Origin of the sequence: Streptomyces sp. Edi4 (genome assembly GCF_040253615.1) — a bacterium.
Taxonomy (GTDB): domain Bacteria; phylum Actinomycetota; class Actinomycetes; order Streptomycetales; family Streptomycetaceae; genus Streptomyces.
This window is the reverse complement of sequence record NZ_JBEJGY010000004.1, coordinates 5,076,502-5,091,817: the sequence shown is the minus strand read 5'-3', so window position 1 is coordinate 5,091,817 and position 15,316 is coordinate 5,076,502. Positions and strand designations below refer to the sequence as shown.

The 15,316-nt window shown below is 73.8% G+C and carries 9 protein-coding genes; 4 read left to right on the top strand and 5 right to left on the bottom strand.

What is annotated here, in order from left to right:
• Positions 1–223: 223 nt before the first annotated feature.
• Genes ABR738_RS25195 through ABR738_RS25185 form a run of 3 tightly spaced genes read right to left on the bottom strand, consistent with a single transcriptional unit; the run spans position 224 to position 5,252 of the window.
• Positions 224–1,393 (bottom strand): VWA domain-containing protein, encoded by a 1,170-nt coding sequence (locus ABR738_RS25195; protein WP_350232226.1) that lies wholly within the window; start codon positions 1,391–1,393, stop codon positions 224–226.
• The gene (locus ABR738_RS25190; protein ID WP_350232225.1) at positions 1,390–4,026 is read right to left on the bottom strand and encodes a DUF5682 family protein; all 2,637 of its coding nucleotides are present in this window, start codon (positions 4,024–4,026) and stop codon (positions 1,390–1,392) included. The genes ABR738_RS25195 and ABR738_RS25190 overlap by 4 nt, the downstream gene beginning before the upstream one ends.
• On the bottom strand, positions 4,023–5,252 hold the full coding sequence (locus ABR738_RS25185; protein ID WP_350232224.1) for an ATP-binding protein: 1,230 nt from the start codon (positions 5,250–5,252) through the stop codon (positions 4,023–4,025). The genes ABR738_RS25190 and ABR738_RS25185 overlap by 4 nt, the downstream gene beginning before the upstream one ends.
• A gap of 137 nt (positions 5,253–5,389) precedes the next feature.
• On the opposite strand from ABR738_RS25185, the gene ABR738_RS25180 reads away from it, so the two are divergent.
• Together ABR738_RS25180 and ABR738_RS25175 are read left to right on the top strand one after the other, a co-directional pair.
• Positions 5,390–6,751, top strand: a complete 1,362-nt coding sequence (locus ABR738_RS25180; protein WP_350232223.1) for an SWIM zinc finger family protein — start codon at positions 5,390–5,392, stop codon at positions 6,749–6,751.
• A 139-nt stretch (positions 6,752–6,890) separates the two neighbouring features.
• Positions 6,891–8,510, top strand: a complete 1,620-nt coding sequence (locus tag ABR738_RS25175; RefSeq protein WP_350234725.1) for a DUF5691 domain-containing protein — start codon at positions 6,891–6,893, stop codon at positions 8,508–8,510.
• A 715-nt stretch (positions 8,511–9,225) separates the two neighbouring features.
• Here ABR738_RS25175 and icmB read toward each other — a convergent pair.
• The gene (gene icmB / locus ABR738_RS25170) at positions 9,226–9,630 is read right to left on the bottom strand and encodes a coenzyme B12-dependent isobutyryl CoA mutase small subunit (protein ID WP_350232222.1); all 405 of its coding nucleotides are present in this window, start codon (positions 9,628–9,630) and stop codon (positions 9,226–9,228) included.
• 346 nt (positions 9,631–9,976) lie between these two features.
• Here icmB and ABR738_RS25165 point away from each other — a divergent pair, with 346 nt between their 5' ends.
• Complete coding sequence (locus ABR738_RS25165) at positions 9,977–10,855, top strand: alpha/beta hydrolase (protein ID WP_502964133.1); 879 nt, start codon at positions 9,977–9,979, stop codon at positions 10,853–10,855.
• 323 nt (positions 10,856–11,178) lie between these two features.
• Positions 11,179–12,795, top strand: coding sequence for a M23 family metallopeptidase (locus ABR738_RS25160; RefSeq protein ID WP_350232220.1), 1,617 nt, complete (start codon positions 11,179–11,181; stop codon positions 12,793–12,795).
• Positions 12,796–12,808: 13 nt separating this feature from the next.
• On the opposite strand, the gene pcrA is transcribed toward ABR738_RS25160, so the two are convergent.
• On the bottom strand, positions 12,809–15,280 hold the full coding sequence (pcrA, locus tag ABR738_RS25155) for a DNA helicase PcrA (RefSeq protein WP_350232219.1): 2,472 nt from the start codon (positions 15,278–15,280) through the stop codon (positions 12,809–12,811).
• Between the last annotated feature and the right edge of the window lie 36 nt (positions 15,281–15,316).

Here is a 15,316-nt window from a genome sequence, read left to right as displayed (position 1 = left end):
TCCCTTTTCAGTGGTATCGCGGTTGCGTTGTCTGCTGGGCGTGCCGCGAAGGGCAACGTGACGGCGCTGTCACTGAGGGAGGCGTACACGGTGTCCGAGTACGCGGCATGTCCGTCTCGCAGGTTATCTCCGTGGGCCGCGCCTCCCTAAATCAAGGATCACACCTGAGCGGTGATACCTGTCACAGATCCCCTGCTCAGGGCGCGCCCAGGTATGACTTCCCTCACCCCTGGGGTATCGGCAGCGGCCTTTGCTCGATCGCCGCGGCCATCACCTCGGGGAACAGGTCGGGGGTGCAGGCGAAGGCGGGGGCGCCCAGGGCCGCGAGCGCCGCGGCGTGATCGCGGTCGTAGGCCGGGGCGCCCTCGTCGGAGAGCGCCAGCAGGGCCACGAACCGCACCCCCGACGCCTGCATCGCCGCGACCCGCTTCAGCATCTCGTCCCGTATGCCGCCCTCGTAAAGATCACTGATGAGAACGACCACGGTGTCGGCAGGACGGGTGATCTTCGACTGGCAGTACGCGAGCGCCCGGTTGATGTCGGTGCCGCCGCCCAGCTGGGCTGCGAACAGGACGTCGACGGGGTCGTCGAGCTGGTCGGTGAGGTCGACGACGGCGGTGTCGAAGACCACGAGACGCGTGGCGATCGAGCGCATCGAGGCCAGCACGGCGCCGAAGACCGCGGCGTGGACGACGGACGCGGCCATCGAACCGGACTGGTCGACACAGAGCACGACCTCCTTCCTCACCCCCCGCGCCGCGCGCCCGTACCCGATCAGGCGCTCGGGCACCACGGTGCCGTGCTCGGGCAGGTAGTTCTTGAGGTTGGCCCGGATCGTGCGGTCCCAGTCGATGTCGCGATGGCGGGGCCGGCTGACGCGGGCGCCCCGGTCGAGGGCGCCGGTGAGGGTGGCCCTGGTCCGGGTGGCCAGCCGCTTCTCCAGGTCCTCGACGACCTTGCGCACCACGGCGCGGGCGGTCTCCCGGGTGGTTTCGGGCATCGCCTTGTTGAGCGCGAGCAGGGTCCCGACGAGATGCACGTCGGCCTCCACGGCCTCCAGCATCTCCGGCTCCAGGAGCAGGGCGGACAGGCCGAGCCGTTCCATCGCGTCGCGCTGCATGACCTGTACGACGGACGACGGGAAGTACGTACGGATGTCGCCGAGCCAGCGCGCGACCGACGGCGCGGACGCCCCGAGCCCCGCGCCCCGGTCCTTGGCCCCGCTCCTGGCCGTGTGACCCGCGCCGCCGTAGAGGGCGGCCAGCGCGCCGTCCATCGCGGCGTCCCGTCCGGTCAGGGCGCGGCCGGTCCCCTCGGCGCCCGGCTCCCCGCCGAGCACCAGCCGCCAGCGCCGCAGTCGCTCGTCATCACTTGGTCGCGTGCACGTCGTCAACACCGCACCCCCATAGGGTTGTTGGAGCGGCCAAGGCAGTCGCGACCATCCCCATCGGGGCCGCTGGAACGAACGGGGTCATCGGGATTGTCGGGTCCGGCACAGGCGTCGGTTCCGGCAAGGGTGTCGGATCCCTTCAAGTCGTCGGGTCTGGCACAGGCGTTGGTCCGGAGTGAGCCGGTGGTTGTGGGTGGGGGTGTGAGCGGTGGCGTGGATGCCGGTGCGGGCTCGTACCCGGTGGGCGCCGGCGCGGTGCGGCCCAGCAGCAGGGCCATCAGCGGCAGTACGGCGTCGGCGCGCCCGGTGTCGAGTGCGGCGCCGAATCCGGGGGCGGCCGCGTCGCCGGGACCGGGGCGCTCGGCTGGTCCGCGCCGCACCAGCTCCCCCAGCGTGCGCCGCGCCCCCGCGTCGTACGCGGCGAACGTGCGGCGCAGCAGCGGCAGTACGTCGGTGAACGCGTCCGGTGGCACGCCCGTCAGCCAGCCGTCGACCAGGGCGAGCAGCCGGTCGTCGTGCACCAGGAGCATGCCGCCGCCCGATGCCCCGCCGACGAATCCCTCGATCCAGGCGGCCGCGTCGGCGGGCGCCGTACCCGGGGACAGGGCGAGGCCCATGTACCGCGCCGCGTCCTCGCTCTCGATGCTCCCCTCATCGAGCAACAGCCGGGCCGCCCGGCCCCGGATGACCCCGGGGACGGTGTCCCGCGAGGCGAGCCGGACCAGGACGGCGCTCCAGCGCTCGCGCAACCCGTCCGCGCCGGGGCCGGACGGGCCGGCGAGGAGGCGTGTCGCGGTGTGCACGGCGTCCAGGTGCGTACGCATCTCGGCGGCGCCGTCCGCGTCGAGGCCGGAGCAGGCGGGCGCGAAGCCCACACAAATACGCTCGGCCAGACCTGCGGCGACCTCGGCGAGACCCGCCGTGCCGGTGCCCCTGACGTCGCCGTAGCGCAGGGCGCGGGCGAGGGCGGGCAGTGCCTGGGCGAGATGGGCGACGTCGGTGTCGAGCGCGGCCCGGTCGGCGAGCGCCCGCATCACCACCGCCAGCGCGCCCGGCAGTTCGGCGAGCAGGCAGCGCTCGGCGAGGGCGGTGACGGCGCCGAGCGAGGTCGCGGCGGCCGCGTCGGCCCGCGCCTTGGCGGTCGCGGCGGCCACCACGGTGGTGCCCCACACCCCGGCCTCGGCGACCCGCACCGAGAGCTCGGGCTCCCAGCTCAACCGCCAGCTCTCCCGGAAGGTGCCGGTGGAGCGCGCCTGGACGCGCTCCCCCCAGCCGATGCCGAGCAGCCGCAACCGGTGCAGCAGCCTGCTGCGCCCGGCGTCGGTCTCCTTGCGCAGATCGAGCTCCAACTCCCGCTCGGCGGCCTCCGGTTTGAGCCGCAGGCCGCGCTGGATCCGCACCAGGTCGCGCTGGAGCGGGACGGCGGGCGCCGCGTCGGGCACCTCGCCCAGCACGTCTCCGACGACCAGCCGGTCGTGGATCAGGCCGAGCGGCACGTCGGACCCCTCGCACATCACGGCCCGTACCGCGTCCATGGTCTCGGCGAGGCCCGGCAGCGGCCGGTCGCGCATCGCCGCGAGCGTCCCGGCGAGCCGGACGGCCTCGATGACGTGGGCCGACGAGATCTGGCGGTCCTCCTCGCGGAGCAGGCCCGCCACCTTGGTCATCCAGCGCTCCACCGGCCGGTCGGTGGCCTCGAACAGATGCCGGTACCAGCCGGGTGCGTCCATCCCCGCGCCGTAGCCGCTGCGCCGGGCGAGCCTGCGGTGCGTCCAGGGCACCCAGGTCAGCTCCGCCTTGACCTTGGGCAACCCCTTGAGCAGGGCTCGATCCGCGGCGACGGTGAACCGTCCGGCGAGCGCCGGCACGTGCCAGGCCCCGCAGACAACGGCGACCTCCGCTACCCCGAACTCCCTTACGGCGGCGCACAGTTGCTGCCGCATGTGGGCCTCGCGGATCAGGTCGTGTGCATGACCGCCGTCGCCGTACGTCTCGCGCAGCGCGGCCATGGCCTCGCCGAGCGCGGCGAACGGCGCCAAGGGGTCGGCCACCGCGCCCCGGTGCTCGACGACGTCCTCCCACCAGCGCTCCGGGTCGTCGTATCCGGCGGCCTCGGCGAGCGCGCCGACCGGGTCGACGGAGGCGGCCGGCGCGGCGCCGCCCTCGGGTGCGGGTTCCGGTGTCGCGGGTTCCGTGGTCGCGGGGGCGCCGGGGGCGGGGTCGGGATCGGCCGGATCCGTACCGTCCGCCAGGGCGAGCGAGTGGGCGGCGGGCAGGTCGATGAGGCGGACCTCGGCTCCGTGCGCCAGCGCCCACCGGATCGCCACCCACTCCGGCGAGAACTCCGCCATCGGCCAGAACGCGGCGCGCCCCGGGTCGTCGGCCACGTGCGCGAGCAGCGCGACCGGCGGGCGCATGTCCTTCTCGGCGGCGAGGGCCAGCAGCGCGTCGCCCTCAGGGGGTCCCTCGACCAGGACGACGCGGGGCCGCGCGGCCCCGAGCGCGGCCCGCACCGCACGCGCGGACCCGGGCCCGTGGTGGCGCACCCCGAGCAGCAGCGGCCCGTCCGCGCGGGGCGGGACGGCGTGGGGCGGGACGGCGCCGGGCGGGACGGCGTGGGGTCCGGGCGTGGTCATACGGACACCTCACGGCAGGCGCGGTAGAAGTCCTGCCAGCCGGTCCGCTCCCGGACCACCGTCTCCAGGTACTCCTGCCAGATGACACGGTCCGCCGCCGGATCGCGCACCACGGCGCCGAGGAGGCCGGCGGCCACGTCGGCCGACCTGAGCACCCCGTCGCCGAAGTGGGCGGCGAGGGCGAGACCGCCCGTCACCACGGAGATCGCCTCGGCCGTGGAGAGTGTCCCCGACGGGGATTTGAGCTTGGTACGGCCGTCGGTGGTCACGCCCTCGCGCAGTTCGCGGAAGACGGTCACGACGCGGTGGATCTCCGCCATGCCGTCGGGCACGGCCGGCAGGTCGAGCGAGCGGCCCAGCTGGCCGACCCGGCGCGAGACGATGTCGACCTCGGCTTCGGCGGTGGCGGGCAGCGGCAGGACCACCGTGTTGAAGCGGCGGCGCAGGGCGCTGGACAGTTCGTTCACGCCGCGATCGCGGTCGTTGGCGGTGGCGATCAGATTGAAGCCGCGCACGGCCTGCGTCTGTGTCCCCAACTCCGGGATCGGCAGCGTCTTTTCGGACAGGATCGTGATCAGGGTGTCCTGTACGTCGGCGGGCATGCGGGTCAGTTCTTCGACCCGGGCGGTCATGCCCAGCGCCATGGCCCGCAGGACGGGACTCGGCACCAGCGCCTCACGGCTCGGGCCGTGGGCGAGCAGCCGCGCGTAGTTCCAGCCGTAGCGGATCGCCTCCTCCGGGGTGCCCGCCGTGCCCTGCACCAGCAGGGTGGAATCCCCGCTCACGGCCGCCGCCAGATGCTCCGACACCCATGTCTTGGCGGTGCCGGGCACGCCCAGCAGGAGCAGGGCGCGGTCGGTGGCGAGGGTGGTGACGGCGACCTCCACGATGCGGCGCGGGCCCACGTACTTCGGGGTGATCACGGTGCCATCGGGCAGGACGCCGCCGAGCAGGTACGTGGCGACGGCCCACGGCGAGAGCCGCCAACGGGCCGGACGCGGACGGTCGTCGGCCGCCGCGAGCGCCGCCAGCTCGTCCGCGAAGGCGTGCTCGGCATGGGGCCGCAGGGGCTCGGGCGAGGCGCCGTCGCCGCCGGACCGGGCGTGGCCGGCGGGGGACGTCCCGCCCGCGCCGGCGTGGGACGCGGGGTGGGCGGGCTCGGCTGCGGGCCCGGTTGCGGGCTCGGTTGCGGATGCGACGTCGGACCCGATTTCGGACACGGTCATGGCTCCCCCTCCAGATCGTTCGAGCCGTTCGGCCGGCTGTGGTCCCACCGTGCACCACGCCACTGACAATCGGCCGTGGGCGGCGGATCGTCGCAGGTCGGAGCCGATTGTCAGTGGCCGCCCGTACCTTCGGGGACATGACTCAGCAGGGGGTCCGCTGGACGGCGGAGCAGGTGCTGGCCCTGGCGCCTGACGACGCGTCACGCAAGGCGGGAAGCAGGCTCGGCGCGGCCGGGCCGTGGTCGGGGAGCGGGTGTGACGGTACGGGCGCCGTGTGGGGCCTGTGCGCGGGCAGCGGCGAGCAGCCGTACCGGACGGTGGTCGACACAACGGGCCCCGCCTTCCTGTGCGGTTGCCCGAGCCGGAAGTTCCCGTGCAAGCACGCGGTGGGACTGCTGCTGCTCTGGACGGGCGGCGAGGCGGCGGTGCCGGAGGGGGTGGCGCCGGACTGGGTGGAGCGGTGGCTGGATGCCCGCCGCCGGGGCGGCGAGCGCGGCGGGCGGGACGGTACGGGACCGGCGGGCGGCACCGGCGCCGTCGCCGACCCCGAGGCGGCCAGGCGGCGGGCCGAGAAACGGGCGGGCCGGATCACCTCCGGGGCCCTGGAGCTGGAGCAGCGGCTCGCGGATCTCCTGCGGGGCGGCCTCGCGGCGGCCGAGCGGCCCGGGTACGGCCTGTGGGAGGAGACGGCGGCCCGCATGGTGGACGCCCAGGCACCCGGACTGGCCGCGCGGGTAAGGGAGTTGGGCGCGATACCGGGCTCGGGGCCGGGCTGGCCGGCGCGGCTTTTGGAGGAGTGCGCGCTGCTGCACCTCTTGGACCGGGCGTGGCTCGGCCGGGACGTCGCGCCGGCCCCGTTGGCCGCCACGGTGCGTTCACGCGTCGGCGTGCCCGCCGCCCCGCAGGGCCCGGCGATCCGCGACAGCTGGCAGGTCATCGCCCAGTACGACACGGCCGACGCGAAGCTCACCACGCGCCGGATCTGGCTGTACGGAAGGGAATCGGGCCGCTCGGCGCTGGTTTTGGACTTCGGCGCGGCGGGCCGCGCGCCGTCGGTCGCGCTGCCGGTGGGCCTGGCGATCGACGCCGATCTGACGCCGTATCCCGGCGCGGGGCAGGTGCGGGCCGCCCTGGGCGAGCGGTACGGGACTCCGGTCCCGGCCGGCGGTCCGCCGCCGGGCACCACGACGGCGCAGGCGCTGGAGCGGTACGGCCGGGCGCTCCTGGACGATCCGTGGCTCGACGCGTGCCCCACGACGCTCACCGAGGTCGTCCCGATACCTCCTCAGGGCGACGCCGAGAGGTGGCAACTGGCCGACGTGAAGGGCGCGTTGGCTCTGCCAGTGGCCTCGGGCGGCGTCGGCCGCGCGGGGCTGTGGAAGCTCCTCGCCGTGTCCGGGGGTTCCCCGGTGACCGTGTTCGGCGAATGCGGCCACCGGGGTTTCACCCCGCTGGCGGTGTGGTCCGAAGGGGCCACGGAGGCGGTGGCGTTGACGTGAGGGAGGGCTGCTGGAGCGGGTGCGCCGGGGGCGGGGCGCGGGTCCGCGCACGGACGGCCCGGGCCGAAGCGAAGGGGGAGCAGTGAGCGCGAGTACGAGCACGAACGCAAGTACGCACACGAGCATGGTCGGCGCCGGCATGGACGGCGATGGGGAGCCGAAGGGGGCGACGACAGCGGTTTCCCCGCCCTGGGAGGAGTTGGTGAGCGCGGCGCTCCTCGGTACCGACCGGCGCCCGGCGGCCGGCACGCCCGAGGAGCTGCTGGACACCGCCGCGATACAGACCGTGCGCCGCAGGGCGGGGCTGGTCCCCGCGTCGGCGGCTGGGCGTCCGCCGGCCGCGCCGCCCGATCCGCGCCGTGCGGTACCGCGGGCGGCGCGGCGTCGACTGGCCCAGCTCCTCGCGGACCGTTCGGCGCCCGCCCACGCCGGTGGCCGGCGCGGCACGGCGCCCGATCTCGGCGAGCTGCTGCCGCAGTGGCTGGCCCTCGCCAACGAACGGGGGATGCGCGCGCCCGCCGCGCTGCTGCCCGCGCTCCTCGACGCGGCCCGGGCCCGCACCGATCTGCGCCCGGGGGCCCTGACCTTCGCGGGCCCGCGCGGGCTGTGGCTCGCCCGGCACAACCCGGAGTGGCGGTTCGCGCTGCGGGGCGCCTCGGGCAGCACGGCGCTGCCCGACCCCGGGGACACCGCCGGCGTACAACGCCTGTGGCAGGAGGGCCTGTTCGCGGAACGAGTGGCGGTGCTCGGGGCCGTGCGGGCCCACGGTCCGGACGCGGCGCGCGCGTTGTTGGCCGAGACGTGGTCAACGGAGCGGGCCGAGGACCGGCTGCTGTTCCTCGACTCGTTGCGTGACGGCCTCTCGGCTGCGGACGAGCCGTTCCTCGAAGGGGCCCTGGCCGACCGGAGCCGCAATGTGCGGGCGACGGCGGCGGAGTTGCTTTCGGCGTTGCCCGGTTCGGCGCTCGCGGGCCGGATGGCACGGCGTGCCGCGTCCTGCGTGTCCCTCGACCGGACGGGCGACGGGGCGGCGATCGCGGTGGAGGCGCCGCACGAGTGCGACGCGGAGATGCAGCGGGACGGCATCGCGCCGAGGCCGCCCGGGGGGCGGGGCGAACGGTCGTGGTGGCTGGGGCAGTTGGTGGAGTCCGCACCGCTGGACAGCTGGCCGGCGCGGCTCGGCGGGCGGACGGCTCGGGCCGTCGTCGCGCTGCCCGTGACGGACGGTTGGGGCGTCGAGCTGCACGCGGCGTGGTGCCGGGCGGCGGTGCGGCAGGGCAACGCGGAGTGGGCACGGGCGCTGCTCGGCGCCCCCTCGCAGCCGCCCGGCGAGGGGGCGGGCACGGGATCTTTGGCCGAGCGGGCCAAACTTCTGTCCATCCTGCCGCAGGAGGAACGGGCGGAGTGGGTGGCCCGGTTCATATCGGCGCACGGGTTGTCGGAGGCGTTCCAGCTGCTCGGGGTCTGTGTGGTCCCGTGGGCCGGGGCGCTCGGGCGGGCCGTGGTGGACGCGCTGGAGATCGCGCGGGACGCGGGCAGCTATCCGTGGAGCTTCAGCGGGGTCATGGGCCTGGCGGAGCGCTGCCTCGATCCTTCGGAGTCGCCCCGTCTGGAAGCGCTTACGGCTGCGCCGCCGGAGCGGGAGGGGGCGTCGCCGGGGGCGGGGTCGTACTGGGCGGAGGCGTTTCGGCGGCTGGTCGCGACGTTGTCGCTGCGCTTGGCGATGCGGGAGGAACTGGATGCGTGTCCCCCGCGCTGAGCCCCGGCCCCACGCGCAGTTCCCCGCGCCCCTGACAGGGTCGACGCTGGCCCGCGTCGGCAGCCTCCCAAACGGGCTCTGGTGCAGAGCCCAGGAACCCCGGCTGCGGACCGTGGGTGGCCGGTCGCGCAGTTCCCCGCGCCCCTGGGCTTCCGACGCGGGTCCGGACCGGCACCCTCAGCCTGTCCGGCGCTTGAGGACGAGCGCCTTCAGCGCGAACGGGGTCTGGGGCGGAGCCGCAGGGGCCCCGGCTGCGGACCGTACGTGGCTGAGCGCGCAGTTCCCCGCGCCCCTGGGGGGCGGTGCTGGCCCGCATCGTCAACCCCCCGCGCCCCTGAGCATCCGGCGCAGGCCAGCACAGGCATAGTCAGCCTGTCCGGCGCTTGAGGACGAGCGCCTTCAGCGCGAACGGGGTCTGGGGCGGAGCCGCAGGGGCCCCGGCTGCGGACCGTACGTGGCTGAGCGCGCAGTTCCCCGCGCCCCTGGCAGGGTCCGTGCCTGCCCACCTGGACATACCCCGCCCGTCATGGGGGTCCCCCCTGGCCCTCAAGGCCTTGGGGGAGATTGAGGACGAGCGCCCTTCAGGCGCGAACGGGGTCTGGGGCGGAGCCCCAGGGACCCCGGCTGCCGACCGTGCGTGGCTGAGCGCGCAGTTCCCCGCGCCCCGGGGGGGGGCGGTGCTGGCCCGCGTTGGCCGACCCGGCCCGGGCCGGGTTTACGCGGCTCGGACGTTTTCGCGTACCCATCCGACGATCGCCCCGGTCGTCGCTCCCGGCGTGAAGATCTCCGCCACTCCGAGGTCCTTCAGGGGGGCGATGTCCGCCTCCGGGATGATGCCGCCACCGAAGACCTTGATGTCCTCCGCCTCCCGCTCCTTCAACAGCTCGAGCACCTTCGCGAACAGCGTGTTGTGCGCCCCGGAGAGGATGGAGAGCCCGATCGCGTCGGCATCCTCCTGGATCGCGGTGTCGACGATCTGCTCGGGCGTCTGGTGCAGCCCGGTGTAGATGACCTCCATACCGGCGTCCCGCAGCGCCCGCGCGATCACCTTGGCTCCGCGATCGTGACCGTCGAGCCCCGGCTTGGCCACCACCACGCGGATCGGACCAGTTACACCCATCACTGCCTCCACCTGTCCCACCTGCGCACCCCGCGCCGAAACCCGGGGAAGTGAACGAACGTTATCCACAGCATCCCGCACGCCGCCGTTTCGCGGTGGGGAGGGAGGGGGAAATCACACGTGGGACACGTTCGTTTCGCACCGTACCCGCATCGGCACCCGCACCGCCGCCGCCCCGGCCTGCCCGTCGGCGCGGCAGGAGGCCGGTCGTTCCCGGGCGGGCACGGCGCAGGGGAGCCGCTGTGAAGGCGCCGGACCACCGTGCCGTCAGCCGCACGGCACGGTGGTCCGGCTCCGCGTACCGAGGGGCCGGCCCGGGCGGGCCGGCCCTTGCCGGCGGAGCCCCATGAGGGCACACGGGGGACGGAGCGGTCGTCCGTGTGCCATTCGGGAGGTCGTCGCCGTGCCGCTCTTGTCCTTACTGTCCGGGTGCCTGCGCCGGGCGTGGCTCCCGGTGGCGCTGATCCGCGCCACCGCGCTCGACCTGGCGGTGCTGGCCGGGCACCTGCTCCTCTACCCCACCGGCCTGACCCCCGAGCGCCACCCGGCGACCGGCCCGGACGCCACCACGCTGCCCACAACGGGCCGTTCGCACCCGCCCGTGGTCCTGCTGCACGGCTTCATCGACAACCGGTCCGTCTTCGTCCTGCTGCGCCGCTCGCTTGCCCGGCACGGCTGGCGGCACCTCGAATCCCTCAACTACTCGCCACTGACCGCCGACATCAGGGCCGCCGCCGCCCTGCTCGGCCGTCATGTCGAGGACATCTGCGCCCGCACCGGCCACCCCGAGGTGGACATCGTGGGGCACAGCCTGGGCGGCCTGATAGCCCGTTACTACGTGCAGTGCCTGGGCGGCGAGCGCCGGGTCCGTACGCTGGTCACGCTCGGCACCCCGCATGGAGGGACACGCTCGGCGCAGCTCGCGCACGCCCACCCGATCGGCCGGCAGATGTGCCCGGGCTCCGCGCTCATCGAGGAGCTGCGCGCTCCCGCGCCCGGCGTGCGCACCCGGTTCGTGGGGTTCTGGAGCGACCTCGACACGCTGATGATCCCGGTCGGCACGGCCCGCGTGGAGCACCCGGATCTGATCGCGCGGAACATCAGAGTCACGGGCATCGGGCATCTGGCCCTGCCGGTCCACCCGGCCGTCGCGGCCGGTGTGCGGCAGGCGCTGACCGCCGATGAACCGGAGGCCGCCGGCCAGGACGCGTTCTCGGTGGCCTGAACAGCGGTGGCCTGAACGGCGGAAACTTGAACGCCGGTGGCTGAACCCCGGCGGCCTGAACACGCCCCCGCGCGGCGCGAGTCGGGGCCGCGCGGGGCGTACGCACGTCCGCTCCGCGTCGAACGCGGGCCGAACACAGGGCCAAGGCTGTGCCCAGGGGCCGCCCAAAGGAAGCCGATTGCTCGTTTCCGCGGCCCGCACGAGCCTCGAAGATTGTCGCCGTCACGTACCGCCGGGTACAGTCACGCCACTGCTGCCCCCGGGACCCCCACCCAGCGGGGACCCCGGCCGCAGGTTCTGTTGCCGAGGCGAGAGAGAAGTTGGTGACTGACCAGCACGCCCACGCCGGGTACGTCGGACATGACGGATACCTCAACGGCGGCAGTGGCCCGGGCGGCGACGGCCCCCACGCGCACAGCACGGGCAGTTTCGACGTCGACCCGCTCTTCGGCTCCATGCGGGGCGGTCCCGGCGCCCCCTCCGCGCCGAGCGGCCATGCCCCGGACGGGACCGGGCAGTTCGACACCGGCGCCTTCGCCTCCCCGTACGACACCACCGGCACCTGGACGGTCCCGGCCCAGGCGACGGCGTACGGACACGGCGGCACCCCGCACCACGACCCGCTGGGGACCGGCACGTTCCCGGCCGCCGCCTTCGACACCGCCGCGTTCGACACCGCTGCCTTCGACACCGGCACCTTCACCACCGACACCTTCGCCACCCCCACCGGCACATGCGACACGGGCCAGTTCGACAGCGGTCAGTTCGACACCGGCCAGTACGACACCGGCGGCTTCGACACGACCGGCCAGTGGGACGCCCACGCCTGGGCCCCGGCGCAGGACACCGGCCAGTACGCCACCACCGCCCTCCCCTGCGCGTACGACACCACCGGACAGTGGGCGGTGCCCGGCGCCCACGCCGACACCGGCACGTACGACGCGACCGCCTGGAACGCCACGACCGGCGCGACCGCGTGGAACGCGACGGTCGGCACGACGACCACGACGACCCTGGCGGACGCGGGGGACCAACTCCCGCACGAGACAGCCCAGTTCCCCCAGGTGGAGCTCGCCCAGGTGTCCGGCCCCGGGTCTTGCGATGCGCCGGGCGAGAGCGACGCGCCGGGCGAGAGCGACGCCGGCGCATCGCCGTCCGGCGCGGCGGTCCCGGCCTCGCGGGCCGAGGCGCGGCGCGCCGGCAACCGGCGGCGGCGTACCCCCGCCAAGCGTTCGGCGCTGCTGACCGTCGCGGTGCCGTCCGTGTGCGTGATGGGCGTGGCCGGTGTCGCGGTGGCCTCGGTGGACGGGCTGGGCGGCGGCAAGGACGGGAGCGGCGCCGTGCTGGCCGCGTCCGATCCCGCCTCGGTCAAGCCGGTCGCGGCCAACAAGAACCTGGACACCCAGCTCGCCCATCTCAGCGCCGGCGCGAACAGTTTCGCCGACCGGGCGAGCCGGACGCAGGAACGTATCGACCTCAAGGCCCGCCAGGACGCGGAGAAGAAGAAAAAGGAGGAGGCGGCCGCCGCCAAGGAGGCCGCCCGCCCCAAGTTCGTCCTGCCGGTGACGCAGAAGGGCCTCAGCGCCTACTACGGGCAGGCCGGCGTCAACTGGATGTCGGTGCACACCGGCATCGACTTCCCGGTCTCCTTCGGCACTCCCGTGATGTCGGCGATCGACGGCACGGTGCGCACCCAGTGGAACAGCGCCTACGGCAACATGGCCATAGTGACGGGCGCCGACGGCACCGAGACCTGGTACTGCCATCTGTCCAGCACCAAGATCCGCTCGGGTCCGGTGAAGGCCGGTGACGTCATCGCGTACTCGGGAAGCTCCGGCAACTCCACCGGACCGCACCTCCACTTCGAGGTGCGGCCGGACGGCGGTTCCTCGATCGACCCCCTGCCGTGGCTGCGCGGCCACGGCCTGGACCCGACGTGACGCCCAAGAGGGCTTAGAGCTTTTCGACCGGCGCGTACCGCAGCAGCAGCTTCTTGGGGCGCTCGTCGCCGAAGTCGATCGTGGCCTGGGCGTCCGAGCCGGAGCCCGTCACCGTCATCACGGTGCCCAGGCCGAACTGGTCGTGGGTGACCCGGTCGCCGACCGACAGGGAGATCACCGGCTTGTCGCTGCCGCGCCGGGTCGCGAAGCCCGACGGGCCCGCCTTGGAGCGCGAGGACGACAGTGAGTTGCCGATGCCGCCGCCGAGCGACTTCCCGGACACCGGGCCCGCCGGCGCGGACATCGGCCCGGTCCGCTTCCACTCCAGGTGCTGCACCGGGATCTCTTCCAGGAAGCGCGACGCCGGGTTGTACGAGGGCTGGCCCCACGCGCTGCGCATCGAGGAGCGTGTGAGGTACAGCCGCTCGCGGGCGCGCGTGATGCCGACGTAGGCCAGGCGGCGCTCCTCCTCAAGCTCCTTGGCCTGGCCGAGCGCGCGCATGTGCGGGAAGACGCCGTCCTCCATGCCGGTCAGGAACACGACGGGGAATTCGAGGCCCTTGGCGGTGTGCAGGGTCATCAGGGTGATGACGCCAGAGCCGTCCTCGCTCTCGTCGGGGATCTGGTCGGAGTCGGCGACCAGGGCGACCTTCTCCAGGAACTCCGCGAGCGTGCCCGTGCCCGCACCTTCCCCGCCATCGGCCTCACTGCGTTCCTGCTCGAACTCCAGGGCCACGGCGGCCAGTTCCTGGAGGTTTTCGATGCGGGTCTCGTCCTGCGGGTCGGTCGATGCCTGCAACTCCGCGAGGTAGCCGGTCCGTTCGAGGACGGCTTCGAGCACGACGGCCGGGCCCGCGCCGGAGTCGACGATCGTCCGCAGCTCCTCCATCAGCGTGTTGAAGCGCTTGACGGCGTTGGCCGAGCGGGCGGCCATGCCGTACGCCTCGTCGACGCGGCGCAGCGCCTGCGGGAAGGTGATCTTCTCGCGCAGCGACAGCGCGTCGATCATGGCTTCGGCGCGCTCGCCGATGCCGCGCTTGGGGACGTTGAGGATGCGGCGCAGCGGGACGGTGTCCTCGGCGTTGGACAGGACGCGCAGATAGGCCAGGACGTCCCTGACTTCCTTGCGCTCGTAGAAGCGGACGCCGCCGACCACCTTGTAGGGCAGGCCGACCCGGATGAAGATCTCCTCGAAGACACGGGACTGCGCGTTGGTGCGGTAGAAGACCGCGACGTCGCCCGCCTTGGCCTCGCCCTTGTCGGTGAGCCGGTCGATCTCGTCGGCGACGAACTGCGCCTCGTCGTGCTCGGTGTCCGCGACGTAGCCCGCGATCTGGGCGCCGGGCCCCGCGTCCGTCCACAGGTTCTTGGGGCGGCGGCTCTCGTTGCGCTCGATCACCGCGTTGGCCGCGGACAGGATCGTCTGGGTGGAGCGGTAGTTCTGCTCCAGGAGGATCGTCGTCGCGTCCGGGTAGTCCTCCTCGAACTGGAGGATGTTGCGGATCGTCGCGCCGCGGAAGGCGTAGATCGACTGGTCGGCGTCGCCCACCACGCACAGCTCGGCGGGGGCCTGCGCCTCGCCGGAGGGGCCCACCAGTTCCCGTACGAGGGTGTACTGGGCGTGGTTGGTGTCCTGGTACTCGTCCACCAGGACGTGCCGGAAGCGCAGCCGGTAGTGCTCGGCCACGTCCGGGAACGCCTGGAGGAGATGGACCGTGGTCATGATGATGTCGTCGAAGTCGAGCGCGTTGGCCTCGCGCAGCCTCGCCTGGTACAGCGTGTAGGCCTGGGCGAGCGTCTTCTCGAACCCGTCGGCCGCCTGCCCGGCGAAGGTCTCCTCGTCGATCAGCTCGTTCTTCAGGTTGGACACCTTGGCACTGAACGCCTTCGGCGGGAAGCGCTTGGGGTCGAGGTCCAGATCGCGGCAGACCAGGGCCATAAGGCGCTTGGAGTCGGCCGCGTCGTAGATCGAGAACGACGAGGTGAAGCCGAGCTTCTTCGACTCGCGGCGCAGGATCCGTACGCACGCGCTGTGGAAGGTCATGACCCACATCGCGTTGGCGCGCGGGCCGACCAGCTGCTCGACGCGCTCCTTCATCTCGCCGGCGGCCTTGTTGGTGAAGGTGATCGCGAGGATCTGGCCGGGGTGCACACCCCGGGTGGCCAGGAGGTGGGCGATACGGTGCGTGAGCACCCGGGTCTTGCCGGAGCCCGCGCCGGCGACGATGAGCAGCGGCGAACCCGCGTGCACGACGGCGGCGCGCTGCTGTTCGTTCAGCCCCTCCAGGAGGGCCGCCGCGTCGATCACCGGGCGCGGGGCGCCGCCCCGGTAGTGCGCGTCGCGGTCCACGGGCGCGTCGAACCGCCCGCCGAACAGGTCGTCCGGCACCGCTTCGGGCGCGTGCGACTCCTCAGGCGGGGGCGGGTGCTCCTCCTCGGAGGGCTGGAGGTCCGCCAGGAAGCTGTCGTCAAAGAGGCTGCTCATCGTCTCTCGAGTCTAGGCCGCCCCACTGACAGTCCG